General features: G+C 71.2%; 21 protein-coding genes. 5 read left to right on the top strand and 16 right to left on the bottom strand.

Going from position 1 to position 23,760, the window contains the following annotated elements:
• Nucleotides 1-58 precede the first annotated feature (58 nt).
• From WQ56_RS13135 to gltX, 6 genes are all read right to left on the bottom strand, one after another.
• Complete coding sequence (locus tag WQ56_RS13135; protein ID WP_047137582.1) at nt 59-241, bottom strand: 30S ribosomal protein THX; 183 nt, start codon at nt 239-241, stop codon at nt 59-61.
• A 112-nt stretch (nt 242-353) separates the two neighbouring features.
• A complete protein-coding gene (locus WQ56_RS13140) occupies nt 354-767 on the bottom strand; it encodes a MerC domain-containing protein (RefSeq protein ID WP_047137583.1) in 414 nt (137 codons plus the stop codon).
• A gap of 97 nt (nt 768-864) precedes the next feature.
• Nucleotides 865-1,608, bottom strand: a complete 744-nt coding sequence (locus WQ56_RS13145) for a hypothetical protein (protein ID WP_197076491.1) — start codon at nt 1,606-1,608, stop codon at nt 865-867.
• A 13-nt stretch (nt 1,609-1,621) separates the two neighbouring features.
• Nucleotides 1,622-3,742 carry a TonB-dependent receptor gene (locus tag WQ56_RS13150; protein WP_047137585.1) on the bottom strand — a complete coding sequence of 707 codons (2,121 nt, stop codon included), beginning with the start codon at nt 3,740-3,742 and terminating at the stop codon, nt 1,622-1,624.
• 173 nt (nt 3,743-3,915) lie between these two features.
• The gene (locus tag WQ56_RS13155) at nt 3,916-4,413 is read right to left on the bottom strand and encodes a transcriptional repressor (protein ID WP_047137586.1); all 498 of its coding nucleotides are present in this window, start codon (nt 4,411-4,413) and stop codon (nt 3,916-3,918) included.
• Nucleotides 4,414-4,578: 165 nt separating this feature from the next.
• Nucleotides 4,579-5,982 carry a glutamate--tRNA ligase gene (gene gltX / locus WQ56_RS13160; protein ID WP_047137587.1) on the bottom strand — a complete coding sequence of 468 codons (1,404 nt, stop codon included), beginning with the start codon at nt 5,980-5,982 and terminating at the stop codon, nt 4,579-4,581.
• Nucleotides 5,983-6,076: 94 nt separating this feature from the next.
• Here gltX and lpxH point away from each other — a divergent pair, with 94 nt between their 5' ends.
• Nucleotides 6,077-6,817, top strand: coding sequence for a UDP-2,3-diacylglucosamine diphosphatase (lpxH, locus tag WQ56_RS13165; protein ID WP_047137588.1), 741 nt, complete (start codon nt 6,077-6,079; stop codon nt 6,815-6,817).
• A gap of 116 nt (nt 6,818-6,933) precedes the next feature.
• On the opposite strand, the gene WQ56_RS13170 is transcribed toward lpxH, so the two are convergent.
• The 6 genes from WQ56_RS13170 to WQ56_RS13195 all read right to left on the bottom strand — a co-directional run bounded on the left by WQ56_RS13170 (nt 6,934) and on the right by WQ56_RS13195 (nt 14,603).
• Nucleotides 6,934-7,761, bottom strand: a complete 828-nt coding sequence (locus WQ56_RS13170) for a ferritin-like domain-containing protein (protein WP_156170541.1) — start codon at nt 7,759-7,761, stop codon at nt 6,934-6,936.
• Entirely contained in the window at nt 7,758-9,224 is a 1,467-nt protein-coding gene (gene purF, locus WQ56_RS13175; protein WP_047137589.1) for an amidophosphoribosyltransferase, read from the bottom strand. Before purF ends, WQ56_RS13170 begins: the two co-directional genes overlap by 4 nt.
• A gap of 75 nt (nt 9,225-9,299) precedes the next feature.
• The gene (locus tag WQ56_RS13180; RefSeq protein ID WP_047137590.1) at nt 9,300-10,277 is read right to left on the bottom strand and encodes an SPOR domain-containing protein; all 978 of its coding nucleotides are present in this window, start codon (nt 10,275-10,277) and stop codon (nt 9,300-9,302) included.
• Nucleotides 10,278-10,335: 58 nt separating this feature from the next.
• Entirely contained in the window at nt 10,336-11,604 is a 1,269-nt protein-coding gene (gene folC / locus WQ56_RS13185; RefSeq protein WP_047137591.1) for a bifunctional tetrahydrofolate synthase/dihydrofolate synthase, read from the bottom strand.
• A 101-nt stretch (nt 11,605-11,705) separates the two neighbouring features.
• Nucleotides 11,706-12,350 carry a histidine phosphatase family protein gene (locus WQ56_RS13190; protein ID WP_047137592.1) on the bottom strand — a complete coding sequence of 215 codons (645 nt, stop codon included), beginning with the start codon at nt 12,348-12,350 and terminating at the stop codon, nt 11,706-11,708.
• Between the two features lie 162 nt (nt 12,351-12,512).
• The gene (locus WQ56_RS13195) at nt 12,513-14,603 is read right to left on the bottom strand and encodes a S46 family peptidase (RefSeq protein ID WP_156170543.1); all 2,091 of its coding nucleotides are present in this window, start codon (nt 14,601-14,603) and stop codon (nt 12,513-12,515) included.
• 246 nt (nt 14,604-14,849) lie between these two features.
• On the opposite strand from WQ56_RS13195, the gene tdh reads away from it, so the two are divergent.
• The 3 genes from tdh (at nt 14,850) to kbl (ending at nt 18,238) form a co-directional block, all read left to right on the top strand.
• Nucleotides 14,850-15,884, top strand: coding sequence for an L-threonine 3-dehydrogenase (tdh, locus tag WQ56_RS13200; protein ID WP_197076492.1), 1,035 nt, complete (start codon nt 14,850-14,852; stop codon nt 15,882-15,884).
• A gap of 109 nt (nt 15,885-15,993) precedes the next feature.
• Nucleotides 15,994-17,010 (top strand): hypothetical protein, encoded by a 1,017-nt coding sequence (locus WQ56_RS13205; protein ID WP_156170542.1) that lies wholly within the window; start codon nt 15,994-15,996, stop codon nt 17,008-17,010.
• Between the two features lie 34 nt (nt 17,011-17,044).
• On the top strand, nt 17,045-18,238 hold the full coding sequence (gene kbl / locus WQ56_RS13210) for a glycine C-acetyltransferase (RefSeq protein WP_047137595.1): 1,194 nt from the start codon (nt 17,045-17,047) through the stop codon (nt 18,236-18,238).
• A 61-nt stretch (nt 18,239-18,299) separates the two neighbouring features.
• On the opposite strand, the gene WQ56_RS13215 is transcribed toward kbl, so the two are convergent.
• The 4 genes from WQ56_RS13215 to WQ56_RS13230 form a co-directional block, all read right to left on the bottom strand.
• On the bottom strand, nt 18,300-19,058 hold the full coding sequence (locus WQ56_RS13215; protein WP_047137596.1) for a pseudouridine synthase: 759 nt from the start codon (nt 19,056-19,058) through the stop codon (nt 18,300-18,302).
• A gap of 76 nt (nt 19,059-19,134) precedes the next feature.
• Entirely contained in the window at nt 19,135-19,620 is a 486-nt protein-coding gene (locus WQ56_RS13220; protein WP_047137597.1) for a hypothetical protein, read from the bottom strand.
• A 573-nt stretch (nt 19,621-20,193) separates the two neighbouring features.
• A complete protein-coding gene (locus WQ56_RS13225) occupies nt 20,194-21,267 on the bottom strand; it encodes an OmpA family protein (protein ID WP_047137598.1) in 1,074 nt (357 codons plus the stop codon).
• Between the two features lie 249 nt (nt 21,268-21,516).
• Entirely contained in the window at nt 21,517-22,452 is a 936-nt protein-coding gene (locus WQ56_RS13230; RefSeq protein WP_047137599.1) for a LysR family transcriptional regulator, read from the bottom strand.
• A 100-nt stretch (nt 22,453-22,552) separates the two neighbouring features.
• Between WQ56_RS13230 and WQ56_RS13235 the strand changes: the two genes are divergently transcribed.
• Nucleotides 22,553-23,746, top strand: coding sequence for an MFS transporter (locus WQ56_RS13235; protein WP_047137600.1), 1,194 nt, complete (start codon nt 22,553-22,555; stop codon nt 23,744-23,746).
• Nucleotides 23,747-23,760: the final 14 nt, after the last annotated feature.

A 23,760-nucleotide genomic window follows, 5' to 3' on the forward strand; every position in this document is an offset into this window, starting at 1 on the left:
CCGGTCGCCTGATGGTCGGCCCGGTCCCGGCGCAGCGCGCCGGACCGTCGGCCGGCGGTCAGGAGGCCTTCTTGGCGACGGCCTTCTTGGCCGGGGCCTTGGCCACGGTCTTGGTGCCGGTCTTCTTCGCGACCGGAGCGGTCGCGGTGCCTGCGGCCTTGACGACGCCCTTCGAACGGGAATTGCCGTAGCTCGCGTTGTAGCGCTTGCCCTTGAGGGTCCTGCGGTCGCCCTTGCCCATGAATCTGCTCCTGATGTGCTGCGTGTATTGGTTGCGGTAGACGCGAATGCGCGCCCGGCGGGCGCACAAGACCGCGGATTCTAGCATGCGGCCCCGTGGGCCGCGGCGCGCGTCAGTGCCCGGCGTGCTGGTGCGTGAGCCGCAGGTTCAGCAGGTGCGCGCCGGCCAGCAGCAGACCGCCGATCGTCATCACCACCGCATGGGTGAAGGTGTGGTCGTGCAGGTGCGTGAACGCACCGGCCCACACCATCGCCAGGCCGGGCAGCAGCAGGAACCAGGCGCGGAACCCGCGATGCCGGCGATAGCCGATCGTCAGCGTCGTGAGCCCCAGCAGCGTCGCGAACACGACGAAGGCTTGGTCGATGTCCACCCAGCCGCCCAGATTCAGGCCCAGCGCGGGCAGCAACGCGAGCGCAAGCGGCAGCAGCGCGCAATGCACGGCGCACAGGAACGACGCCGCGAAACCGAGGCGGTCGGCGTGGCGCAGGGTGCGGCGCGATGTGGGGGTGACAGTCCGCTGCTGCACGAGGGGTCTCCTTCCTAGATCTGTAATTCTATAACAGCAAGCCCGTATCGCGCGTGTCGTCGCCCCCGCCGTTCATCGGCCGGCGTGCGGCGCGGTCCTACGCCGGCTCGGCAACCACGATGTAGTCGTGGCCATGACGCAGCGCGCCCTCCCGGGCGAGATGCGCCAGCGCCCGGGTGCGCAGGTCGGCCACGTGCGCGAGCAGCGGGGCCGCCAGCGAGCGGTCCCGCAGTTTGTCCACCGACCGCAGGCAGAGGTCGAGCTGGCTGTGCACGAAGCGTTCGCGGTAGCCGATCGGCACGGTCTGGGCGTCGACGACGCGGAAGCCGGCCTGCTCGAGATGACGCAACGACCAGTCCAGGGGGTACTCGCGGTACGGCTGCTCGCCGGCCAGCAGCAGGCAGGCGTCGCGCAGCCGACCGATCTCGTTGACCAGCCGACCCGCCGGATCCTCGGGCACGCCGTGCACGTAGGGCTCCAGACCGATCATGTAGAGCCGCCTGCCGACCAATGGGCGCAGGCGCGAGAACAGCCGGTCCTGCCAATAGGGCGCGAAGCCCTCGATCGCGCCGAGCAGGTAGTCGGCGAGCACGACGTCGTGACGCTCGCCGGCCAGCAGGCCGGGATCGGCCCAGTTGCCGACGACCAGTCGGTCCTGCTCGCGCATCCGCGTGCCGATCTCGGCACGCGTCTGGGCCGCCATCGATTCGGCGCCGGTGACCGCGGTCCAGCGCGCGGTCTCCAGCCCCAGCAGCCAGCGCATCGACGCGCGGCCGGTCCCGGCATCGAGCACCGCGCCCCACGGCCGGTGGCCATGGAGCGCGGTGATCCGGTCGTACAACGACACTCCGGCCTCAGAACGCGAGGCTGACGCCGAACGTCAGGTTGCGGCCAGGCAGCGGGACGGTATCGGCGAGGAACGAGGTGTGGTTCCAGATCTGCTCGTCGAGCAGGTTCGAACCGCGCAGGAACAGGCGCGTATTGCCGTCGGGCAGCCGGTAGTTCACCGAGAGGTTGAGCATGTCGTAGGCCGGCGACTCGGTCTCGAAGTCGGCGATGTCGCGCTGGGCGCTGGCATGGAAGTACTCGAGCTCGCCGCCGAACGCACCGATGTCGGCATTGAGGCGCGCGCCCAGGCGCGACGGCGGAATCCGCGGTACGTAGCCGCTGCCGTCGGCGAACTTCGCGGTGACCCGGTCGCCGAAGACGCCGACCGAGAACATGTCGTTGATCCGGTAATCGGCCTCGGCCTCGAATCCGCGGAACTCGGCATCGCTCTGCGTGTACTTGATCAGCCGGAAGTCCTCGAACCGGTCGAGCGTGCGCGCGTAGATGTAGCCGTCGAAATCATTGGCAAAGGCACCGACACTGAACGTCAGATCGCCCGCCGTCTTGCGCAACGTGAGCTCGTAGTTCTTCGACGATTCGTTGCCGTAATCGGCATTGTTCTCAAGTCCGCCGCACGTCAACGGATGCCCGACCAGGCCGCACTCGTAGGTGTTGGTGGCGAGGTGGACGCCGCGGGCATAGAGCTCCTGCGCGTGGGGCGCGCGCTCCGAGCGCGAGGCCGAGAACGTCAGCGACAGGTCGGGGCGGAAGCTCCAGATCGCCGCGCCCGAGAACGACGTGGCGGTGTCGCTGTACGACGGACGGCCGCGCGCATCGTCGATCGGATCGTGGTCAACCCACTCGTGGCGCGCGCCGAGCTCGAAATGCCACTGCTCGTTGAGATCGAGATGCTCGATGACGAACAAACCCGTCGTGCGCGTGTCGACGTCGGGCATGAAGGCCTCGACCCCGTCCGCACCGAATTCGGTGTCGGCGTGCTGCAGGCCGAACACGCCGGTCCACAGGCCGATCGGCGCATGCTCGAACTCCACGCGCGAATCGTGCCCCTTGTTGGTGAACGTGGTGGCGACCTCGCCCTCGTCGAGCTCGTCGTGCTTGTAATCGGTGTAGCTGGAGCGGAAACGCACGCGCGAAATGCCCGCGAACGGATCGCGGTACTCGCCGCGCAGGTCGAAGCGCTTGCTCTCCAGATCGACGATGGCCACATGTTCGTGCCCGTGATCGTGGTCATGATCGTGGTCGTGGCCGTCGTCGTGGCCATGATCGTGCGAACCGCAATGCAGCGCGCTGCCGTGCGGGTGGCAGCCTTCGTACTCGTGGCTGTGACCGGGCAGACCGTAATCCTCCTCGCGGTACGAGTAGGCCAGACCCACATAGCCCTTGTCGCCCACCCACGACAGCCCGACGCTGCTGTTGCGCGAATCGCTGAAGGTGCCGTCCACGCGTGCCTCGTCGAGGCCCGGCGCGCGGTAGTCCTCGGTATCGCGGCGGGAGGTTTCGACGTGCAGCACGAGGTTGGAACCCAGCTGCGCCGACACGCCCGCGCCGAACGCGCGCTCGTCGGCGACGGAATTGCCGCGCAGCACGAAGCGGCCGGACAACCCGCCCTCGGGAAGCTCGGTCGGCACCTTGTTGTCGAGCACGTTGACCACACCGCCGATCGCGCCACCGCCGTAGAGCAGCGTCGCCGGGCCGCGCAGCACCTCGATGCGCTCGCCCAGCAGCGGATCTACCGTCACCGCGTGGTCGGGCGAGATGTCGGACGCGTCGAGCACGGCCGAACTGTCGGACAGCACCTTGACGCGCGGTCCGACCTGACCGCGGATCACCGGCCGGCTGGCGCCGGCGCCGAAGGTGTCGGCGTGCACGCCGGGCTGGCCCGACAGCGCCTCGCCCAGCGTGGCCGCGCCACTGGCGACGACGTCGTCTCCGGAGATCACGCTGACCGGCGATGCGATCCGATTCGGATCCTCTGCGATGCCGATCACCTGGATCGGCCGCAGGTCGGTGACCTTGTCGTCGCCGTCGGTGGCGACGTCCAGAGCCATGGCGGGAGCGGCGCTCAGCGAGGCGCCGAGCAGGATGCAGCGGATCGCGGCACCCAGGGGATGAAGGGTCTTGGTCATGCGGAGTCCGTAATCGTTGGCTGGAGCGGTGGCCGCAAGGCCACGATCTGGTAATGATATACCATTACAAATCACGGACAACGATTTTTTAGCACTCTCCCGCCGCATGACTGGGTCGTCGCGGCTGCCTCCAGCGGATCAGGTCCGGTCGCGCGCACCGGCTCCCGCGGCGGTCACGCGCGCTGGGCCACGCTGCACGCTTCGCACAGGCCGTGCACCTCCAGGGTCTGCGCCTGCGGCACGAAGCCCAGCGCGCGCGCGCGCGCATCGAGCGAGGCGACGACCGCCTCGTCCTCCAGTTCGACCGCGCTGTGGCAGCGATCGCAGATCAGGAACGGCACCGAGTGCTGCGCGGTGCTGGGATGGTGGCAGGCGACGAATGCGTTGACCGACTGCAGCTTGTGGATGAAGCCGTTGGCGAGCAGGAAATCCAGCGCGCGGTAGACGGTCGGCGGCGCCGCCGCACCGGGCCCGTCGCCCTCGCGGACCTGGTCGAGCAGGTCGTAGGCCTTCAGCGGCTTGCCGGCCTTGGCGATCAGCCCGAGCACGTGGGCGCGGATCGGCGTCAGCCGCAGTCCGCGCTCACTGCAAGCGCGCTCGACGGCTCGAACGAAGCCGGCCGCGTCGTCGACGTGGTGGTGCGGATCGGTGCAGGCGTTGGCGTGTCCCATCCCATGATGATGGCGGTCGCGGGACGGGGACTCAAGCGGCCCCGGCGTCCGGGGCGCGCCGGGCGTGGCCGCGCCCGCAGGCGGCCCGACCTTGCGTCGACCCACTGCGCCCCGCGTACGGCGCCGGAGCGCGCACGCACGCCTGCCCGGACGCCGATCGCGCGTTCAGGCGTCGGGCGTCATCGCGATCGCGGCGTCGATCCGGCGCAGGGCTTCGTCCCGCCCGGCCAGGTACACGGTGTGGCCGATGTCGGGGCTGACCTGGGTGCCGGTGATCGCGACGCGCATCGGCTGGGCGACCTTGCCCATGCCCAGCCCGAGCGCCTCTGCGGTCTCGCCCAGGGCCGTACCGATCGCCTCGGCCGACCAGGCCGGCAGTGCGGCGATGCGCGCGCGCGCATCGGCCAGCGGGGCCCGCGCCTCGGCCTTGAGGTGCTTGGCGACGGCCTTGTCGTCGTAGCCCGCCAGCGGGCGGTACCAGACCGCCGCGCGCTCGGACATCTCCGTGAGCGTCTGCACGCGGTCGCGCAGCGCGACGACGACGTCGGCCGGCGCCGGGCCGTTCGACAGGTCGTAGCCGTCGTGGCGCAGGTGCCATTCCAGATGCGCGGCGACCGCGGCCGGATCGTCGGACTTCAGGTACTGCTGGTTCAGCCAGCCCAGCTTGGCCGGGTCCAGACGCGAGGCCTTGGCGTTGACGTCCTTCAGATCGAACAGCGACCGCATCTCGTCGATCGAGAAGATCTCCTGGTCGCCATGCGACCAGCCCAGCCGCACCAGGTAGTTGAGCAGCGCGTGCGGCAGGTAGCCGGCGTCGCGGTACTGCATGACGTCGGCCGCACCGGTGCGCTTGGACAGCTTGGCGCCGTGTTCGTCGAGGATCATCGGCAGGTGCGAGAACGCCGGCGGCTCGGCGCCGAGCGCGCGGTAGATGTTGATCTGCCGCGGCGTGTTGTTGACGTGGTCGTCGCCGCGCACGACGTCGGTGATGCCCATGTCCAGGTCGTCGACGACGACCGCGAAGTTGTAGGTCGCGTAGCCGTCGGGGCGGAAGAGCACCAGGTCGTCGAGCTCGCTGTTGGCGATCTCGATCCGGCCCTTGACCTTGTCGTCCCACGCGACCGTGCCCTCGAGCGGGTTCTTCAGGCGGGTGACGCGGTTCGGGTCCTCGCGGCGCGGTTCGCCGCGATCGCGGTAGGCGCCGTCGTAGCGCGGCTTGTCGCCGCGGGCCATCGCCGCCTCGCGCATCGCGTCGAGCTCGGCCTTGGACTCGTAGGCGTAGTAGGCCTTGCCATCGGCGACGAGTTGCTCGGCGACCTCGCGATAGCGGTCGAGCCGGTGGGTCTGGTAGATCGGGCCCTCGTCGTAGTCCAGGCCGAGCCAGTCCATCGCTTCCAGGATCGCGTCGATCGCGGCCTGCGTGCTGCGTTCGCGGTCGGTGTCCTCGATGCGCAGCACGAACTGCCCGCCGCGGCGGCGCGCCTCCAGCCAGCAGTACAGCGCGGTGCGCGCGCCGCCGATGTGCAGGTAGCCGGTGGGACTGGGCGCGAAGCGGGTACGGCAGGTCATGCGGACGCTCGGAACGGGGAAACCGCGCATTCTACCCGGCGCGCCCCGGCCACCGGGACGCGCCCCGGACCGGGCAGGCTTCTACAATGGCGCGATGACGACCTACTTCCTGTCCGACCTGCACCTCGACCCGGCGCGGCCGGCGATCACCGAGCTGTTCGCCGCGTTCCTCGACGGCGAAGCGCGGCAGGCCGAGGCGCTGTACGTGCTCGGCGACCTGTTCGAGTCGTGGGTCGGCGACGACGATCCGTCCGAGGCCGGCGCGCTCGTCGCCGGGCGCCTGCGCGCCCTGGCCGACGCCGGCGTGCCCGTGGCGTTCATGCACGGCAACCGGGACTTCCTCGTCGGCGACGCCTGGGCGCGCCGGGCGGGCCTGCGGATCCTGCCCGATCCGGCGGTGATCCTGCTCCACGGCCGTCCGGTGCTGCTGACCCACGGCGATCTGCTGTGCACCGACGACGTCGAGTACCAGGCGATCCGCGCCCAGACCCGCGACCCGCGCTGGCAGGCGCAGATGCTCGCCCAGCCGCTGGCCGCACGGCTGGCGTTCGCGCAGCAGGCACGCGCGGCCAGCCAGGCGCGCGCCGGCGCGCTGCGCGAGGCCGGCACGATGGAGACCGTCACCGATGTCGCGCCCGCGACGGTCGCCGAGTGGTTCGTCCGCTACGGCGTCGACACGATGATCCACGGCCACACCCACCGCCCCGCGATCCACGACCTGCAGGTCGCCGGCCGCGCCTGCCGCCGCATCGTGCTCGGCGACTGGTTCGAGCAGGGCTCGCTGCTGCGCGCGTTCCCCGACGGCCGCTTGGACCTGTCGGCGCTGGCCACTTGAGCGATGACACGCCGTAGGAGCGGCGCTTGTGCTTGCATCCCCTTTTCGGGGGCGCGCGATGAGGCACTGCCGGGGAAGCCCATCGCGCGCAAGCGCGCTCCTACGGACGATGTCCTCTAGCCGTTGGCGACGGCCTGCAATGCGGCCAGTTCCTCGGCGCTGAAGCCTGCGGCGGCGCGGGCGTCGAGGTTGAACGGGCCGTGCAGCGCCGCGCGCGCGTAGTCGGCCAGCAGTTCGCGGAACCTGGGTTCGGGATCGATGCCGTCGCGCGCGCAGTACCAGCGGAACCAGCGGCTGCCGGCGGCGACGTGCGCGACCTCCTCGCGCAGGATGATCTCGAGGATGTCGGCGGTCGCGTGGTCGCCGAGCGCGCGCAGCTTGACGATCATGCCGGGGGTCACGTCCAGGCCGCGGGCCTCGAGCACGCGCGGCACCAGCGCCATGCGCGCCAGGCCGTCGTGCGCGGTCTTCTCGCACATCTCCCACAGCCCGTTGTGCGCGTCGAAGTCGCCGTAGTCGTGGCCGAGTTCGCGCAGGCGGTCGCGCAGCAGCACGAAGTGCCGCGCCTCGTCGTCGGCGATCGCGACCCAGTCGGCGTAGAACGCGTCGGGCAGGTCGCGGAAGCGATAGACCGCGTCCCAGGCCAGGTCGATCGCGTTGAGCTCGATGTGCGCGATCGCATGCACGAACGCCGCGCGTCCCTCGTCGCTGCCCAGGCCGCGTCGCGGCAGTTCGCGCGGATGCACCAGCCGCGGGCGCGGCGGCCGGCCGGGCATCCGGATCGGCTCGGGCGGTGGCGGGTCGACCGGCAGCGGCAGCGCGCCGGCACGCTGCCGTGCGGCATGGTGGCGGGTCAGCGCGACCTTGGCATCGGGATCGCACGCGTCCAGGCACTGGCGCGCCGCGGCCAGCAGGTCGGGCGCGTCGGGCACCGCCGCGCTCACGCGCGGCGCTTGTTCTTGGCCTCGTCCGACCGCAGCTGCTGGAGCCGTTCGAAATAGCCCGGCTCGATGCCGGTCACGTACTCGCCGCTGAAGCACGAGCTGTCGAAGCGCAGGTCGGGGCACTTGGGCCCCGCCACCGCCGATTCCAGATCGGCCAGGTCCTGGTAGATCAGCCAGTCGCAGCCCAGGAACGCCTCGATCTCGGCCTCGGTGCGGTTGTGCGCGACCAGTTCGTCCACCGACGGCATGTCGATGCCGTAGATGTTGGGGTGGCGCACCGGCGGCGCGGCGGACGCGAGGTAGACCTTCTTGGCGCCGGCGTCGCGCGCCATCTGCACGATCTGCTTGGACGTGGTGCCGCGCACGATCGAATCGTCGACCAGCAGCACGACACGGTTGCGGAACTCCAGCGGGATCGGATTGAGCTTGCGCTTGACCGACTTCGCGCGCTCGCCCTGCCCCGGCATGATGAAGGTGCGGCCGACGTAGCGGTTCTTGATGAAGCCCTCGCGGTACTTCACGCCGAGCACGTTGGCGATCTCCAGCGCGGAGTCGCGCGAGGTGTCCGGGATCGGGATCACGGTGTCGATGTCGTGGTCCGGGCGCAGCCGCAGGATCTTCTCGCCGAGCGTCACGCCCATGCGCATGCGCGCCTTGTGCACCGAGATGTTCTCGATCATCGAGTCGGGCCGCGCGAAGTACACGTACTCGAAGATGCACGGCGCGTGCGCCTGCCGCGGCGCGCACTGGCGGTGGTGCAGCTCGCCGCGCGCGGTGACGACGATGCCCTCGCCGGGCTCGACGTCGCGCAGCCGCTCGAAGCCGAGGATGTCGAGCGCGACCGACTCCGACGCGACCGCGTACTCGGTGCCTTCCGCGCTCTCGCGCCGGCCCAGCACCAGCGGCCGGATGCCGTGCGGATCGCGGAACGCGACCAGGCCCAGGCCCAGCACGGTCGCCACGACGGCGTAGCCGCCGCGCGCGCGGCGGTTGACGCCCTCGACGGCCCGGAACGCGGCCTCGGGCGTGAGCGCCTTCTCGCGGTCGAGCTCGTGCGCGAAGACGTTGAGCAGCACCTCCGAGTCCGACTCGGTGTTAACGTTGCGGCGGTCGGTCTCGAACACCTGCTGGCGCAGCTGGTCGGTGTTGACGAGGTTGCCGTTGTGCGCGAGCGCGATGCCGAACGGCGAATTGACGTAGAACGGCTGCGCCTCGTCGCTGCCCTCGCTGCCGGCGGTGGGATAGCGGCAGTGCGCGATGCCGACGCGGCCGCGCAGCAGCGCCATCGCCTTGGCGTCGAACACGTCGCGCACCAGGCCGTTGCCCTTGTGCACGCGCAGCGCGGTGCCGTTGGCGGTGGCGATGCCGGCCGCATCCTGCCCGCGGTGCTGCAGCACCGTCAGGCCGTCATACAGCGCGCCCGCGACTTCCGAGGTTCCGACGATCCCGACGATCCCGCACATGGCGATTCCAGTCCTGCTGGGCGCGCGACGCGCGCCGTTGAAAGAGAGTGTGGCGGTGCGCGCCGCCCCGCGGCATCAGGGATGCGGACGCACCAGGCCGTCGATACCGACCTTCGCGCGCACCTGCGCCTTGAGCTGGTCGGCCTCGCCGCGGCTGGCGACGGGCCCGGCCTTGACCCGGGTCAGGCGTCCCTTGTCTGTGGTGACGCCCTCGGTGAACGCGGTGACGCCAGCCGCGCGCAGCCGGTCGCGCAGGCGCTCGGCGTCCGCGGCGTTGCTGAAGGCGCCGAGCTGCACGACGAAGCCGACGCCCGCCGTGGGTGCCGGGGCAGGCGCCGCGGCGGGCGGCGACGGCGGCGCCGCTGGCTTTGGCGCGGGGGACGGCGGCGTCTGCGCCGACCGCGCGGGCTCGGCAGCCGGCGTCGCGGCCGGGGCACGCGGCGCGGGCGCGGACGAAGTCGACGCGGCGGGGGCGGCCGCGGCATCGAGCGCGACCACGCGCGGGCTGACGTCGTCGCGCACCTGCGCGGCACGCAGACGCACGATCTCGGCCTCGGCGCGGCTGGCGTAGGGGCCCAGCCGCACGCGCTGCGCCGGCCGCCCGTTGAGCGTGAACGCTTCGCGGTAACCGGTCAGCGACGACTGGCCGAGCTGGCGCAGGATCGCCTCGGCATCGGCCTCGGTGGCGAACGCGCCGTAATGGACCGCGTAGCCGCCGCCGGCGGTCGTCGGCGGCAGCGGTTCGTCCTGTGCGCCGGTCTCGACCGTCGGCAGCGCCTCGCCGCCGGCCGGGGCCGTCGTCGTGGCGGGGGCGGCCGCACCGCCGCGCGATGCGCCTTCGGCGAGCACGCCGCCCGCGGGCGCCGGGGCCGGGGCGACCAGCGGCAGGTCCACGGTCTTGTACTGCCCGTCCGGCGCATCCGGCAGCTCGAGCGGCATGTCGGGCAGCCCGCTGGCGGGCGCCGGCCCCTTGACCAGCATCGGCAGGAAGATCACGGCCAGCGCGATCAACACGGCGGCACCGATCAGGCGCTGTTTCAGTCCAGGCGTCATGCAGGAAGGCGCAGGCGGGGGGATCGGCGCGATTATACGCGCCGCGACCGCCGGCTTCTTAACCCCGGCCCTGCAAGCGGGCCAGCGCCGCGGCGGCGGTGTGGAACGAACCGAACACCAGCACCCGGTCCCCTGGACGCGCCTGCGCGAGCGCCTGCACGAGCGCGCCCGCCACGTCGGCCTCGCACCGCGCGCGCGCGGCGGCGGTGCCGGCCAGGCGTGCGCGCAGCGCCTCGGCCGGCTGGCTGCGCGCGCCCGCATCGTCGAGCCCGGCCAGCCACCAGTCGTCGACCGCGGGCGCGAGCGCCGCGACCACGCCGCCCGCGTCCTTGTCGGCGAGCGCGGCATAGACCGCGAGCGTCCGGCCCCGGGCCGGCGCGGCGCGCAGCCACTGTGCCAGCGCGTCCGCGGCCTGCGGGTTGTGCGCGACGTCGACGACGAGCTCGACGCCGTCGCGCTCGAAGCGCTGCAGACGCGCGGCGACGCGGGCGCCGGCAATGCCCGCCGCGAGCGCGGCGTCGGGCACGTCGGCGTCGAGCGCGCGCAGCGCCGCCACCGCGACCGCGGCATTGCGCAACTGGACCGGCGCGGCCAGCGCGGGCATCGGCAGCTCGACCTCGTAGCCGACCTCGCGCCAGGTCCAGCGCCCCGCGTCGGCCGGTGCGAACAGGAAGTCGCTGCCGGCGCGGATCGCGACCGCGCCGATGCGGTAGGCATGCTGCAACACGCTCGCCGGCGGATCGTCGTCGCCGATCACCAGCGGCCGCCACGGCCGCGCGATGCCGGCCTTCTCCAGGCCGATCGCCTCGCGGTCGCTGCCCAGCCAGTCCTGGTGGTCGATGTCGACAGTGGTCACGACCGCGACGTCGGGATCGACGATGTTGACCGCGTCCAGCCGGCCGCCGAGGCCGACCTCCAGGATCGCCAGGTCCAGCCCGGCGCGCGCGAACAGCCACAGCGCCGCCAGCGTGCCGGTCTCGAAGTAGGTCAGCGGCGTGTCGCCGCGTGCGGCCTCGACCGCCTCGAAGGCTGCGACCAGCGCGGCGTCGTCGACGTCGGCACCGTCGATGCGCACGCGTTCGTTGTAGGCCAGCAGGTGCGGCGAGGTGTAGGCGCCGACGCGCCAGCCGGCCGCGCGCGCGATCGCCTCGATCAGCGCGACGGTCGAGCCCTTGCCGTTGGTGCCGGCGACGGTCACGACCCGGGTGGCCGGGCGGCCGCAGCCCAGCCGCGCGTTGACCGCGGCGACGCGCGCCAGGCCCAGTTCGATTTCGGTCGGGTGGCGCGCCTCGATGCGCGCGAGCCAGTCGGCGAGAGTGTTCGGCATGGCGCGATTGTAGGCGCGCAGCCGCCCTCGCCTGTAGGCGCGCGCTCGCGCGCGACGGGCTTTCCCGGACATGCCCTTCGCGCGCGAGCGCTCCTACGGCATCACAGCGCGCGGTGGACCGCCTCGCCGAAGAACGCGGTGTGGTGCGCGCAATCGTTCAGGCGGACCACGTCGAGACGGTCGACATCCGGGCCCTCGAGCAGGTTGAGCGTGGTCGGCGCCTGCCGGAAGGTCCACAGCTTCGCCAGCGGGATGCCGAGCACGCGGCACAGGATCACGCGGTTGACCGCATCGTGCGCGACGATCAGCGCGGTGTCGTCCGCGCCCAGGCCCGCGACCGCGCGCGCGAATGCCGGCCAGGCGCGGTCGAGCACCTGCTGCAGCGACTCGCCGCCCGGCATCTGCACGGTGTCGGGTGCGTCGCGCCACGCGGCCAGCCGCTCGGGATCGCGTTCGCCGATCTCGGTCGCGAGCAGGCCTTCCCAGGTCCCGTGCGCGATCTCGGCCAGGCCGGCATCGGTCGTCAACAGGGATTCACGCTCGGCGCCCAGCGCCAGGCGCGCGGTACGGTTCGCGCGCGACAGCGGCGAACTGACCGCCCGGTCGATGCGCACGTCGGCCAGCCGCGCGCCGAGCAGCGTCGCCTGGCGCTCGCCGACCGGCGAGAGCGGGATGTCCTCCTGCCCCTGGTAGCGGCCTTCGGCGTTCCACGGCGTTTCGCCGTGGCGGGCAAGCAGGATTCTCATGCGCGGCTCCTCGGATGCGGGCGCGCCAGTCTACGGGAGCGTCCCGCCGTTGTAGGAGCGCGCTTGGGCGCGATGGGCGCTCCCAGGGCCCGGTCGCGCGCGAGGAACTCTCCGGGGAAAGCCCATTCGCGCGCGAGCACGCTCCTACGGGGAGTGCGTGGATCAGCGCGCCGGCGCGGCGCCCATCTCCTGCAGCAGGCGCGGCGCGGGGTCGACCTCCTGCATCACCCAGCGGATGTAGCGCTGGTCGACCGAGATCGTCCGGGTCATCGCCGGGTCGAACACCCAGTTCGAGACCACCGCGTCCCAGGTCATGTCGAACAGCAGCCCGGTCAGGCGGCCGTCGGCGTCGAGCACCGGCGAGCCGGAATTGCCGCCGGTGACGTCGAGGTCGGCCAGGAAGTTCACCGGCACCGTGCGCAGCCGACGGTCGGCCAGGCCGCCGTGGCGGCCGGCGGCGATCGCGTCGAGCTGCGCTCTGGGCGCGTCGAACGGCTCGGCCCCGGTCGCCTTGGCGGGAATCTCCTCGAGCCGGGTGAACGGGGTCTGCGCGCGGCCGGCCTGGTCGGTGTAGCCGACGACGTTGCCGAAGGTGATGCGCAGCGACGAATTGGCGTCGGGGTAGACCGCCTCGCCGCGGCTGGCACGGTAGTCGGCGACCGCCTGCAGCGCGGTCGGCTGGAGCACCAGCAGGTCGCCGGCCCGGGCCTTGGCCTCCTGCTCGATCCGCAGCAGCTCGGGCACGACCGCCGCGGCGTACTGCAGCGCCGGGTCGCGGCTGCGCAGGAACGCATGGCGGTCGGCCGCGAACCACTTCAGGCGCTCGTCGCTGTCGCCCAGCCGGCTGCGCTCGAGCCGGTCGAGCGCCCGCTCGATCGCCGCCGCGTCGTGGCCGCCGAGGAACTGGTCGATCGCCGCGACCCGCTGGCCGGCCGGCAGCTGCACGTACTGCTGCAGCGCGTAGCGGGTCAGCGCGCGGTCCATCGCCGGCACGTAGCGCCGGTCCATCTGCCGCAGGCTGCCCTCGATCACCGGCAGGTCGCGCTGCTGGTAGCCCTGCTCGCGCATCGCGTCGGGCCGCTCCTTCTCGATCGCCAGCCGGTACAGGCGCACCGCGGTCGACAGCACGCCGCTGTTGTCGAGCAGCGAGAGCACCAGGTCGCGCTCGCGCGTGGCCTGCGCCTGGGCCTCGAGCGCGGCGATGCGCGCCTGGGCCTCGAGCGCCGGCCGCCCCGCCTCGCCGCGGCCCTGCAGCCACGTCTGCACCGCGGCCGCCTCGCCCTGCTTGCGGGCCAGCGCGCCGATGCGTTCGAAGCCCTGCAGCTGGCCCTCGTAGTTCTTCAGCGTGTTCTGCCAGCCGCGCACGACGCTGGCGTAGCGCACCTCGATCTCGGGATCGTTCTTGCCCTGCGCCTCGACCAGGTCGATCAGCGCCCGGTAGTGGCGACTGACCTGCGGATAGCGCCAGGCCACGGTCTCGGAGAACTCGCTGGCCGAGGCGTAGCGGCTGGTGCGGCCGGGGTAGCCGGCGACCATCACGAACTCGCCTTCGCGCAGCGGCCTGTCGGCCAGGCGCAGGAAGCGCCGCGGCGTGTAGGGCACGTTGTCGGCGGCGTACTCGGCCGGGCGGCCGTCGCGGCCGACGTAGGCACGGTAGAACGCGAAGTCGCCGGTGTGGCGCGGCCACATCCAGTTGTCGACGTCGCCGCCGAAGCTGCCGATGCCGCCGGCGGGCGCATAGACCAGCCGCACGTCGCGGATCTCGAGGTTGCGGAACAGCCGGTAGCTGTTGCCGCCCAGGAAGCTGTAGAGCCGGCAGCGATAGCCCGGTTCGGCCTCGCAGCGCGCGACCAGCGACTTCTCGACCGCGTCCAGCGCCGCGGTCCGACCCAGGCCGTCGGCCGCCGCGTCGATCGCCGCCCGGACCTCGGCGGTGACGTCCTGGATGCTGTCGAGCGCATAGATGCGGGCGTTGGGCCCGGCCGAGATCTCCTCGCCCGGCGTCGCGGCATTGAAGCCGTCGCGCATCAGGTTCTTCTCGGGCGTGGAATTGAGCTGGATCGCGCCGTAGGCGCAGTGGTGATTGGTGATCGCCAGCCCCTGCGGCGAGACGAAACTGGCGGTGCAGCCGCCCAGCGACACCACCGCGCCCAGCGGATCGCCGGTCAGGTCGGCCAGGCGGTTGGCGTCGAGCCGCAGGCCGGCCTTGCGCAGCGCCGGCGAAATCTCCGGCAGCTGCTGCGGGACCCACATGCCCTCCCCGGCGACGGACGGTTGACTGCAGCTGAGGAAGACGCCCAGCAGCGTCGCGGCCAGTAGCGGATGGCGCATGGTGGTCCTGTCGGTCGTGGCGGGGCGCCAAGTCTAGAACGTGCCGCCGGTGGCCGGCCAACCCGGACCGGGCCGGGCGCCCCGCGGCGACGGTGCGGTGCAGCAGGGCCGCCGTCGCGCGGCCCGTATAATCGCCGCTCTTTTTCCGCCCCCGCAGGCAAGACGACGATGACCCGGACGATGAAGGCGCTGGTCAAGCGCGAGGCCACCAAAGGCATCTGGATGGAAGAGGTGCCGGTGCCGGCGCCGGGTCCGAACGACGTGCTGATCAAGCTCGAGAAGACCGCGATCTGCGGCACCGACCTGCACATCTACCTGTGGGACGAGTGGAGCCAGCGCACGATCCGCCCCGGCCTGGTCATCGGCCACGAGTTCGTCGGCCGCATCGTCGAGCTCGGCTCGGCGGTCACCGGCTACACGGTCGGCCAGCGCGTGTCCGCCGAGGGCCACCTGGTCTGCGGCCACTGCCGCAACTGCCGCGCCGGCAAGCCGCACCTGTGCCCGAACACGGTGGGCATCGGCGTGACCCGCGACGGCGCATTCGCCGAGTACATCGCGATGCCGGCGACCAATCTGTGGCCGATCCCCGACCAGATCCCGTCCGAGCTGGCGGCGTTCTTCGACCCCTACGGCAACGCCGCGCACTGCGCGCTGGAGTTCGACGTCGTCGGCGAGGACGTGCTGATCACCGGCGCCGGCCCGATCGGCGTGATGGCCGCGGGCATCTGCAAGCACATCGGCGCGCGCAACGTCGTGGTGACCGACGTCAACGACTACCGCCTCAAGCTGGCCGCCGACATGGGCGCCACGCGCGTGGTCAACGTCAGCAACACCTCGCTCAAGGAGGTCATGGCCGACCTGCACATGGAGGGTTTCGACGTCGGCCTGGAGATGAGCGGCAACCCACACGCGTTCAACGACATGCTCGACTGCATGTACCACGGCGGCAAGGTCGCCCTGCTCGGCCTGCTGCCCAAGGGCGCGGGCATCGACTGGGACCGGATCATCTTCAAGGGCCTGACCGTCCAGGGCATCTACGGGCGGAAGATGTACGAGACTTGGTACAAGATGACCCAGCTCGTGCTGTCGGGCTTCCCGCTGGGCAAGGTGCTCAGCCATCAGCTGCCGGTCGACGACTTCCAGAAGGGCTTCGACCTGATGGAATCGGGCAAGTCGGGCAAGGTCGTCCTCAACTGGACCTGAGCTGCGCCCGAGGCGCGCGTGTGCAAGTCCGCCGCATGACGTCCGGCACGTTCGGCGATCGTCAATCCGTTGCAGGCTCGCTGGAATCGACAACCACAGGAGGTGGGGCATGCGGCATGGACACACGTGCGCTCGACTTTTCGCAGCGACCGCACTGGCACTGATCGCGCCTGCCGCCTTCGCTGCCGAAACGCCGACCTGCCCTGAGGTTGCCGCGCCGCCGGCGCCGGTATGCCTGGCCACGATGCAGGGACTCGCGTACGCCGACACCGAGGCTGACGCGCAGATGGCGGCGGAGGCGATCCAGAGCGCTGCAACGCAGTTCAGCAGCGCATTCGGGCGCGCGTTGGCGCCCGGCATGCTGGTGTTGAGCGCCACGTTCGACGACGAGCAGGCCCAACGCTTCGCCCGTGATCACAACCTCGGGTTCTGGCAGGTCTGGCTGTCACCTGCCGACAAGCGGGCCCAGGTCGAGACGGTGATGCGCCGCGCCAATCCAAATCCCGATGCCGACCGCGTTGCGCAGGTCCTTGGCCACTTGCAAGCGCAGCATTTGAACACCCTGCGCCACGAGCTCGGCCATGCGCAGTACCGCGCCGCCTACTGGCCCGATGCCGAGTCCGTCGACGGCCAGTATGGGACGCCCGCTCCGGACTGGCTGGAGGAAGCCGCAGCGGTGCGCATGGAAGGAGATGCGGCCCGTGCGCAATACGAGCGCAACTTCTTCGCCGCCCTTCGGACAGAATCACCGGCCGTCCTTCCACTCGCGCAGTTTCTGGCCCACACGCACCCGGTCGTTGCGCAGCGGCAGGCGTTGATGCAATCAAGCGGCGTCCAGACCCCTTCCGGCATCCAGGTGATGACGATGTCCGGCGACGGCGCGCGGGCGGCCAGCCTGTTCTACTCGCAATCGATGCTGTTTGCCGACTTCCTCGACCAGACAAGCATCCAGCCGCACATCCTCGGCGCCATCAGCGACGCGATCGCGGCGGGCGCGGATTTCGAGTCCTGGCTTGCCGACACAGGCGCTGTCTACGGCCTGCCGGGCGATATCGCCGCCTTGCAGACGGCCTGGGACGCGTGGTGCACGGCACGCGCGGGCGGCGCACACGAGGCTGCCGGGTAAACTGCGCGCATCGCCTCTTCTTCCGGATCGCCCGATGTCCCTGACCGACCGCTACGCCGACACCCTCGACGAGATCCGCGACGCCGGCCTGTTCAAGTCCGAGCGCGTGATCACCGGCCCGCAGTCCGCGCAGATCACGCTGGCCGACGGGCGCACGGTGCTGAACTTCTGCGCCAACAACTACCTGGGCCTGGCCGACCACCCTGACATCATCGCCGCGGCCAAGGAGGCGCTCGACACGCATGGCTTCGGCATGGCCTCGGTGCGCTTCATCTGCGGTACGCAGGACCTGCACAAGCAGCTCGAGAAGACCATCGCCGACTTCTTCGGCAAGCAGGACACGATCCTGTACGCGGCTTGCTTCGACGCCAACGGCGGGCTGTTCGAGCCGCTGCTCGGCGAGGACGACGCGATCATCAGCGACGCGCTCAACCACGCCTCGATCATCGACGGCGTGCGGCTGTGCAAGGCCAAGCGCTACCGCTACGCCAATTGCGACATGGCCGACCTGGAGGCGCAGCTCGAGCAGGCGCGCGCCGACGGCGCGAAGACCATCCTGATCACGACCGATGGCGTGTTCTCGATGGACGGCTTCATCGCGCCGCTCGACGAGATCACCGCACTGGCGCACAAGTACGACGCGCTGGTGCACATCGACGAATGCCATGCGACCGGCTTCCTCGGCGCCACCGGGCGTGGGTCGGCCGAGGTCAAGGGCGTGCTGGAGAAGATCGACATCATCACCGGCACGCTCGGCAAGGCGATGGGCGGCGCGCTGGGCGGCTTCACGACCGCGAAGGCCGAGGTCATCGAGCTGCTGCGCCAGCGCTCGCGCCCGTACCTGTTCTCCAACTCGCTGCCGCCGCACGTGGTCGCCGCCGGCATCAAGGCCTTCGAGATGCTGGACGCGGCCGGCGAGCTGCGTGAGCGGCTGGTCGAGAACACCCGCTATTTCCGCGAGCAGATGACCGCGGCCGGGTTCGACGTGCGCCCCGGCACCCACCCGATCAGCCCGGTGATGCTCTACGACGCCAAGCTGGCGCAGCGCTTCGCCGAACGTCTGCTCGAAGAAGGCATCTACGCGATCGGCTTCTTCTTTCCGGTCGTGCCCAAGGACCAGGCCCGCATCCGCACCCAGATCAGCGCGGCGCACACGCGTGCGCAGCTGGACCGCGCGATCGATGCGTTCACCCGCATCGGCCGCGAACTGGGCGTGCTCGCCGCCTGAGACGCGCCGCGCGGGGGACCACGCGCGGCGGCGGCATCGGCGCGCGCCCGCCCGGCCGGCACTAGGCGCGCTCGCGTGCCGCGGGTGCCGAGTGCGGCGCCAGGCGCTCGACCTCGTCGGGCGCGAGTTCGCGCCAGGCGCCCTTGGCCAGTTCGCCGAGCGCCACGCGCCCGATCGCCACGCGCACCAGCCGCAGCACGCCGACGTCGTGCGCGGCCAGGAGCCGGCGGATCTGCCGGTTGCGTCCCTCGTCGAGGACGATCTCCAGCCACGCGTTGCGTCCGCCCTGCCGCAATACGCGGGCCGAGGCCGCGCGCAGGTGTTGCCCGGCGTCCTCGACGCCGGCATGCAGGCCCGCCAGCAGCGCGGCGTCGGGCAACACGTCGACCTGCACGTGGTAGGTCTTGGACGGGCCCTGCTCGGGATCGGCGATCGACGCGGCCCACACCGGGTCGCTGGTGAACAGCAGCAGGCCCTCGCTGGCCTTGTCGAGGCGGCCGACCGGCGCGATCCACTCGAGACCCGCGCCGTCGAAGCAGCGGTAGACGGTGTCGCGGCCGCGCTCGTCGCGGGCGGTGGTCACCAGCCCGCGCGGCTTGTTGAGCATCAGGTAGCGGTGCGCCGTGCCGGTCGCCGCCAGACCGTCGACGACGATGCGCGCCTCGTCGAGCGCGACCGGGTGCTCGGGGTCGCGGACCAGTCGGCCGGCGACACGCACGCGTCCCTCGCGCACCCAGCGCTCGGCCTCGCTGCGCGAGCACAGCCCGCGCTTGGACAGCACCCGCGCCACCCCGTAGCGCGGCGTCCTGCCGCCGTTCATGCGCGCGGCGCGACCAGACAGACGAACGGCCCGCTCGCGCGGGCCGTCGATGTCGACGCGTCGAGGACGCGGATACTCATTCCGACGGCATCGCCGGTGCCGCGGCCGGGGCGGCCTCGGCCGGCGCGTTCGGATCGACGCGGCGACCGACGCTGTAGCCGTTCGCCTTGAGCCAGGCGTCGAAATCGTCGGCGGTCATGCGCTTGCCGCTCTGGGTCATGTTGAACCGGTACGGCGTGTTGTCGAACTCGGTCTGCTTGACGTACGCGGCCGGATCGCCAGGCTGGACCACGCCGGCGGCGGGCGTGGCCATCGCGACGTTCTGGCAGCGCTCGATCTCCAGCCGCAGCAGTACCTGGTCGACCGACTGCGCGTCGTCGTAGGCGCGCGACAGCACGGCGGTCGTGCCGAGGCGATAGTTGGGCGCGGCCAGTTCCGGCGACAGCGGCACCAGCGCGGTCGGCTGCAGCGGACGGGCGGCACGCGTGTCCAGGTCGGCGCAATCGGCTGCCTGGCCGGCAAGCGGAAGGGCGAGCAGAGTCGTCAACACGATGGCGCGCATAACTGGTCCCTGGAGTCGAATTGGCCTGAAGTGTATGCGCCAAGTCACCGCCCGACAAGGGAAATTCTGCTTTCACGCATTCACTTAGCGAGGACGCGGGCACGCTCCTTCCGCGGCGATGGCGGAAAAAGACGCAAAAAATCTCTTCTCCCAAATGCTCGAATGCGCATTCCACTTCTGATGGGCAGCGGCCTGCCAGCCGGAAGCCGCTCTCCCCTCGGTCAAGGCCGCTTCGCGGTCCGGCCACGCGAAGCACGCGTGGCCTTCGCATGGATGCGCGGCAATGCCGCCCACGCCATCCATTCTCACCCTGCCTTGACTCGGGCGCGCGCCATCGGTGGCGCGCTTGACGCGGCCACCGCCCGTCAGTCCGCTCCCGTAGACGTTTGCAACTTCACTTCGGATGGACTCGGAATCGCCCGCGGGGAGCAGCCGCCGGCCGGCGAGACGCGCGGTCCGGAGAAGAGCCCTTGATCAAGCGAGCAGAAGTTGGATTCCCTGACTTAGGCCAAGAACCAAAAAAGAAGCCCGGCGTGAGCCGGGCTTCTTCGTGTTGCTTCGCTGGCGCCAGAATCAGTTCTGGACGTTCAGCTCGGTGCGGCGGTTGCGCGCACGACCTTCCGGATTGTCCGAACCATCCGCGTTGGTGTTCGGCGCGATCGGACGGCTCTCGCCGTAACCGGTCGGGCCCACCAGGCGGTCGGCGGTGATGCCGTTGCTGGTCAGGTGGTCGTACACGGCCTTCGCACGGCGCTCCGACAGGCGCTGGTTGTAGGCGTCCGTACCGACGGAGTCGGTGTGGCCTGCAACCTCGACGCGCAGTTCGGGGTAGCGACGCAGGATCTCGACGGCCTCGTTCAGGATCGCCACCGCGTCGGGACGCAGCGTCGAACGGTCGAAGTCGAAGTTCACGCCGTTCAGGTCGATCGTGATCGGAGCCGGCGGCGGCGGAGCCGGGGCGGGAGCCGGCGGCGGCGGCGGCGGAGCCGGGGGAGCCGGCGGTGCCGGCGGCGGGCCGAGCGGGACCACGACGCCGACCGAGGCCAGCACGTCGCCGAAGTAGCTCTCGTTCGAGTTGTGCGGGTAGCCGGCCCAGTCACGCGAACCGTTGGCGGCGACGCTGCTGTCGTCGAAATCGGCGCGGTAGGCGACTTCCGCACGCACGGCGACGCGCTTGTCGAACGTGGTCTGCAGACCGGCGCCGACCTTGGCGGCGAAGTTGCCGTCCTTGCGCTCGCCCGGCGAGTTCGGGCTCGGGAACGCGCTGAACTCTTCTTCCGAGCGCTGGTAGCCGACACCTGCGAGCAGGTAGGGGTTCCAGCCACGGCCTTCGGAGATGAAGTGGTAGCGGAAGTCGATCGAGGCGCCGTACTGGCTCCAGTTCAGATCGGGGTTCGCGCCTTCGACGCTGCTGTCGAAACCGGGGTTCTGATAGTTCAGCTCACCGTCGATCGACCAGTTCGGGCTGATGAAACGACCAAAACCGATGGTGCCGAACGGGGTGTCGTCGGTGCGGCGGTCTTCGGCCTGGAAGTTGTAGCCGACGGAGCCGGTCAGGTACCAGCGGTCGTCGAACTCCTGGGCATTGGCGGCCTGCACCAAGCCGAGGCCGCCGAGCAGAGCGGCGCAGAGGAGTTTCTTATTCATGTTGTATCAGCTCCTGTTGAAGGGGGAATGCGTCATGGCATCGGTTTGAGGCGTCAAACGCACACGCCTTGGGGACATAGCCTAAAGTCAGCTGTGTGAAGGCGTCGTTAACGCTAACGTAACGGTTGAAAGATTCCAACGGAACGACACCTTACCGTTCATCCAGGCTTTGGTTAAGCCGGGAACTCCCAACGGCGCCGCATTGTCGTGATTCGATGTGCGCGTGGCGTCAAGAAACGACGGTCCCCGTCACCTGCCCCGGGTGCCGTCCGCCACCTGCACCCACGGCGGCGATCCGCCCAGTTCAGCCAGCAGGAACTCGACGAACGCCCGTGTGCGCGGCGGCACGAGCCGGCGCGCGGGCATGACCGCGTGGATGCCGCTCTGGGGCGGGGCGTGGCGGCGCAGCACGCGCACCAGCCTGCCGGCGCGCAGGTCGTCGGCGACGTGCCACACCGAGTGCATGGCGATGCCCTCCCCGGCCAGCGCCGCGTCGCGCAGGGTCTCGCCCAGCGTGCTCTCCATGCGGCCGGACACCACCACCTCGCTCCGCCCACCGCGCGCGTCGAGCAGCGTCCAGCGGTCCTGGCGGCCCTGGCTGCCGACCAGCAGCAGGCAGTCGTGGCGCACCAGGTCGGCCGGTACCCGCGGGTGGCCGCGCCGGCGCAGGTAGTCGGGCGAGGCGACCAGCACGCGGTCGTTGTCGGCGATGCGGCGCGCGACGAGCCGCGAGTCGTCGAGCGCGCCGATCCGGATCGCCAGGTCGAACCCCTCCCGGACCAGGTCCACCAGTTGGTCGCTCATGTGCACGCTCAGCCGCAGGGCGGGATGCAGGGCGAGGAACCGCGGCAGCAGCGGCGAGACGTGCTGACGGCCGAACGAGGCCGACATCGTCACCCGCAGCGTGCCCGCGATGCCGCGCCCGCCGCTCTCGCGCAGGCTCGCGGCGAGGCTGTCGAGGTCCTCGACCAGCGCGCGCCCGCGGGTGGCCAGTGCCGTGCCCTCAGCAGTGGGATGCAGCCGCCGCGTCGTCCGGTGCAGCAGGCGCACGCCGAGCGCGGCCTCCAGCCGCTTCAACCGCTGGCTGGCGACGGCGGGCGAGAGGTCGAGCGCCCGCGCGGCGGCACTGATCGAACCCAGGTCGACCACGCGCAGGAACAGGGCGATGTCGTCGAGGCGCTCCATCGATCTTCAATCTTTCGTTGAAAGTGATTGTCGATCCTAACCCTGTCTGTCCGGATCGCCGCTTTCGAGAATGGCCGCCTCTTTCCTCGCGCCGTTCCCCATGTCCCGTTCCGCATCCTCGCCCCGCATGCCGGTCGCGCTGTACGCGCTGACTGCCGGCGCCTTCGGCATCGGCACCACCGAGTTCGTGATCATGGGCCTGCTGACCCAGGTCGCGACCGACCTGCAGGTGAGCCTGCCGGCCGCCGGCCTGCTGATCTCGGGCTACGCGCTGGGCGTGTTCGCCGGCGCGCCGCTGCTCACGCTCGCGACCGGCCGGCTGCCGCGCAAGGCGGTGCTGATCGGGCTGATGGCGGTGTTCACCGTCGGCAACCTGGCCTGTGCGCTGGCGCCCGACTACGGCTGGCTGATGGCCGCGCGGGTGGTCACCTCGCTCGCGCACGGCACCTTCTTCGGCGTCGGCGCGGTGGTCGCCGCGGGTCTGGTGCCGGAGACGCGCCGCGCGAGCGCGATCTCGGTGATGTTCACAGGCCTGACGGTCGCCACCCTGCTCGGCGTGCCGGCCGGTGCGTGGCTGGGCCTGCATGCCGGCTGGCGCGCGACGTTCTGGGCGGTCGCGGCGATCGGCGTGCTGGCGACGTTCGTGATCGCGACACTGGTGCCGTCCGAACGCGAGGCCGCCTCGTCCGGCGGCGTGCGCCGCGCGCTCGCGGCGGTGTCGCGGCCGCCGGTCGCGCTCGGCCTGCTGACGACGACGCTCGGCTACGCAGGCGTGTTCACCGTGTACACCTTCGTCCAGCCGGTGCTGCTGGAGGTCACCGGCCTGCCCGAGACCGCGGTCTCGCCGGTGCTGCTGGTGTTCGGCATCGGCATGATCGCCGGCAACCTGCTCGGCGGCCGCGTCGCCGACCGTGCGCCGGTCGCCGCGATCCCGGCCACGCTGCTCGCGCTCGCCGCGGTGCTCGCGCTGCTCGGCCCGGCGATGCGCCACGCCACGGCGATGGTCCTGGCCATCGGTCTGCTCGGCGTCGCCGCATTCGCCACCGTCGCGCCGCTGCAGGCCTGGGTGCTGCAGCGGGCCGGGCAGGACGGCCGCGACCTGGCGTCGAGCCTCAACATCGGCGCGTTCAACCTCGGCAACGCGGCCGGCGCCTGGCTCGGCGGCCTCGTGGTGGCCCACGCCGGCGGCCTGGGCCGGCTTGGCACCGCCGGCGCGCTGGTCACGCTGGCGGGGGTCGCGGTCTGCGCGCTGGCGATCCGCCGCGTGCACCCGGCCGCCACCCAGCCCTGCTGACGTCGCCATCGCGG

Source organism: Luteimonas sp. FCS-9 (assembly GCF_001014645.1).
Taxonomy (GTDB): Bacteria; Pseudomonadota; Gammaproteobacteria; order Xanthomonadales; family Xanthomonadaceae; genus Luteimonas.

Coding starts and splice junctions, on each gene's coding strand:
- WQ56_RS13135 (WP_047137582.1), bottom strand. CDS start 241: ATGGGCAAGGGCGACCGCAGGACCCTCAAGGGCAAGCGCTACAACGCG.
- WQ56_RS13150 (WP_047137585.1), bottom strand. CDS start 3,742: ATGACCAAGACCCTTCATCCCCTGGGTGCCGCGATCCGCTGCATCCTG.
- WQ56_RS13155 (WP_047137586.1), bottom strand. CDS start 4,413: ATGGGACACGCCAACGCCTGCACCGATCCGCACCACCACGTCGACGAC.
- gltX (WP_047137587.1), bottom strand. CDS start 5,982: ATGACCTGCCGTACCCGCTTCGCGCCCAGTCCCACCGGCTACCTGCAC.
- lpxH (WP_047137588.1), top strand. CDS start 6,077: ATGACGACCTACTTCCTGTCCGACCTGCACCTCGACCCGGCGCGGCCG.
- purF (WP_047137589.1), bottom strand. CDS start 9,224: ATGTGCGGGATCGTCGGGATCGTCGGAACCTCGGAAGTCGCGGGCGCG.
- WQ56_RS13180 (WP_047137590.1), bottom strand. CDS start 10,277: ATGACGCCTGGACTGAAACAGCGCCTGATCGGTGCCGCCGTGTTGATC.
- folC (WP_047137591.1), bottom strand. CDS start 11,604: ATGCCGAACACTCTCGCCGACTGGCTCGCGCGCATCGAGGCGCGCCAC.
- WQ56_RS13190 (WP_047137592.1), bottom strand. CDS start 12,350: ATGAGAATCCTGCTTGCCCGCCACGGCGAAACGCCGTGGAACGCCGAA.
- WQ56_RS13195 (WP_156170543.1), bottom strand. CDS start 14,603: ATGTGGGTCCCGCAGCAGCTGCCGGAGATTTCGCCGGCGCTGCGCAAG.
- tdh (WP_197076492.1), top strand. CDS start 14,850: ATGACCCGGACGATGAAGGCGCTGGTCAAGCGCGAGGCCACCAAAGGC.
- WQ56_RS13205 (WP_156170542.1), top strand. CDS start 15,994: ATGCGGCATGGACACACGTGCGCTCGACTTTTCGCAGCGACCGCACTG.
- kbl (WP_047137595.1), top strand. CDS start 17,045: ATGTCCCTGACCGACCGCTACGCCGACACCCTCGACGAGATCCGCGAC.
- WQ56_RS13215 (WP_047137596.1), bottom strand. CDS start 19,058: ATGAACGGCGGCAGGACGCCGCGCTACGGGGTGGCGCGGGTGCTGTCC.
- WQ56_RS13220 (WP_047137597.1), bottom strand. CDS start 19,620: ATGCGCGCCATCGTGTTGACGACTCTGCTCGCCCTTCCGCTTGCCGGC.
- WQ56_RS13225 (WP_047137598.1), bottom strand. CDS start 21,267: ATGAATAAGAAACTCCTCTGCGCCGCTCTGCTCGGCGGCCTCGGCTTG.
- WQ56_RS13230 (WP_047137599.1), bottom strand. CDS start 22,452: ATGGAGCGCCTCGACGACATCGCCCTGTTCCTGCGCGTGGTCGACCTG.
- WQ56_RS13235 (WP_047137600.1), top strand. CDS start 22,553: ATGTCCCGTTCCGCATCCTCGCCCCGCATGCCGGTCGCGCTGTACGCG.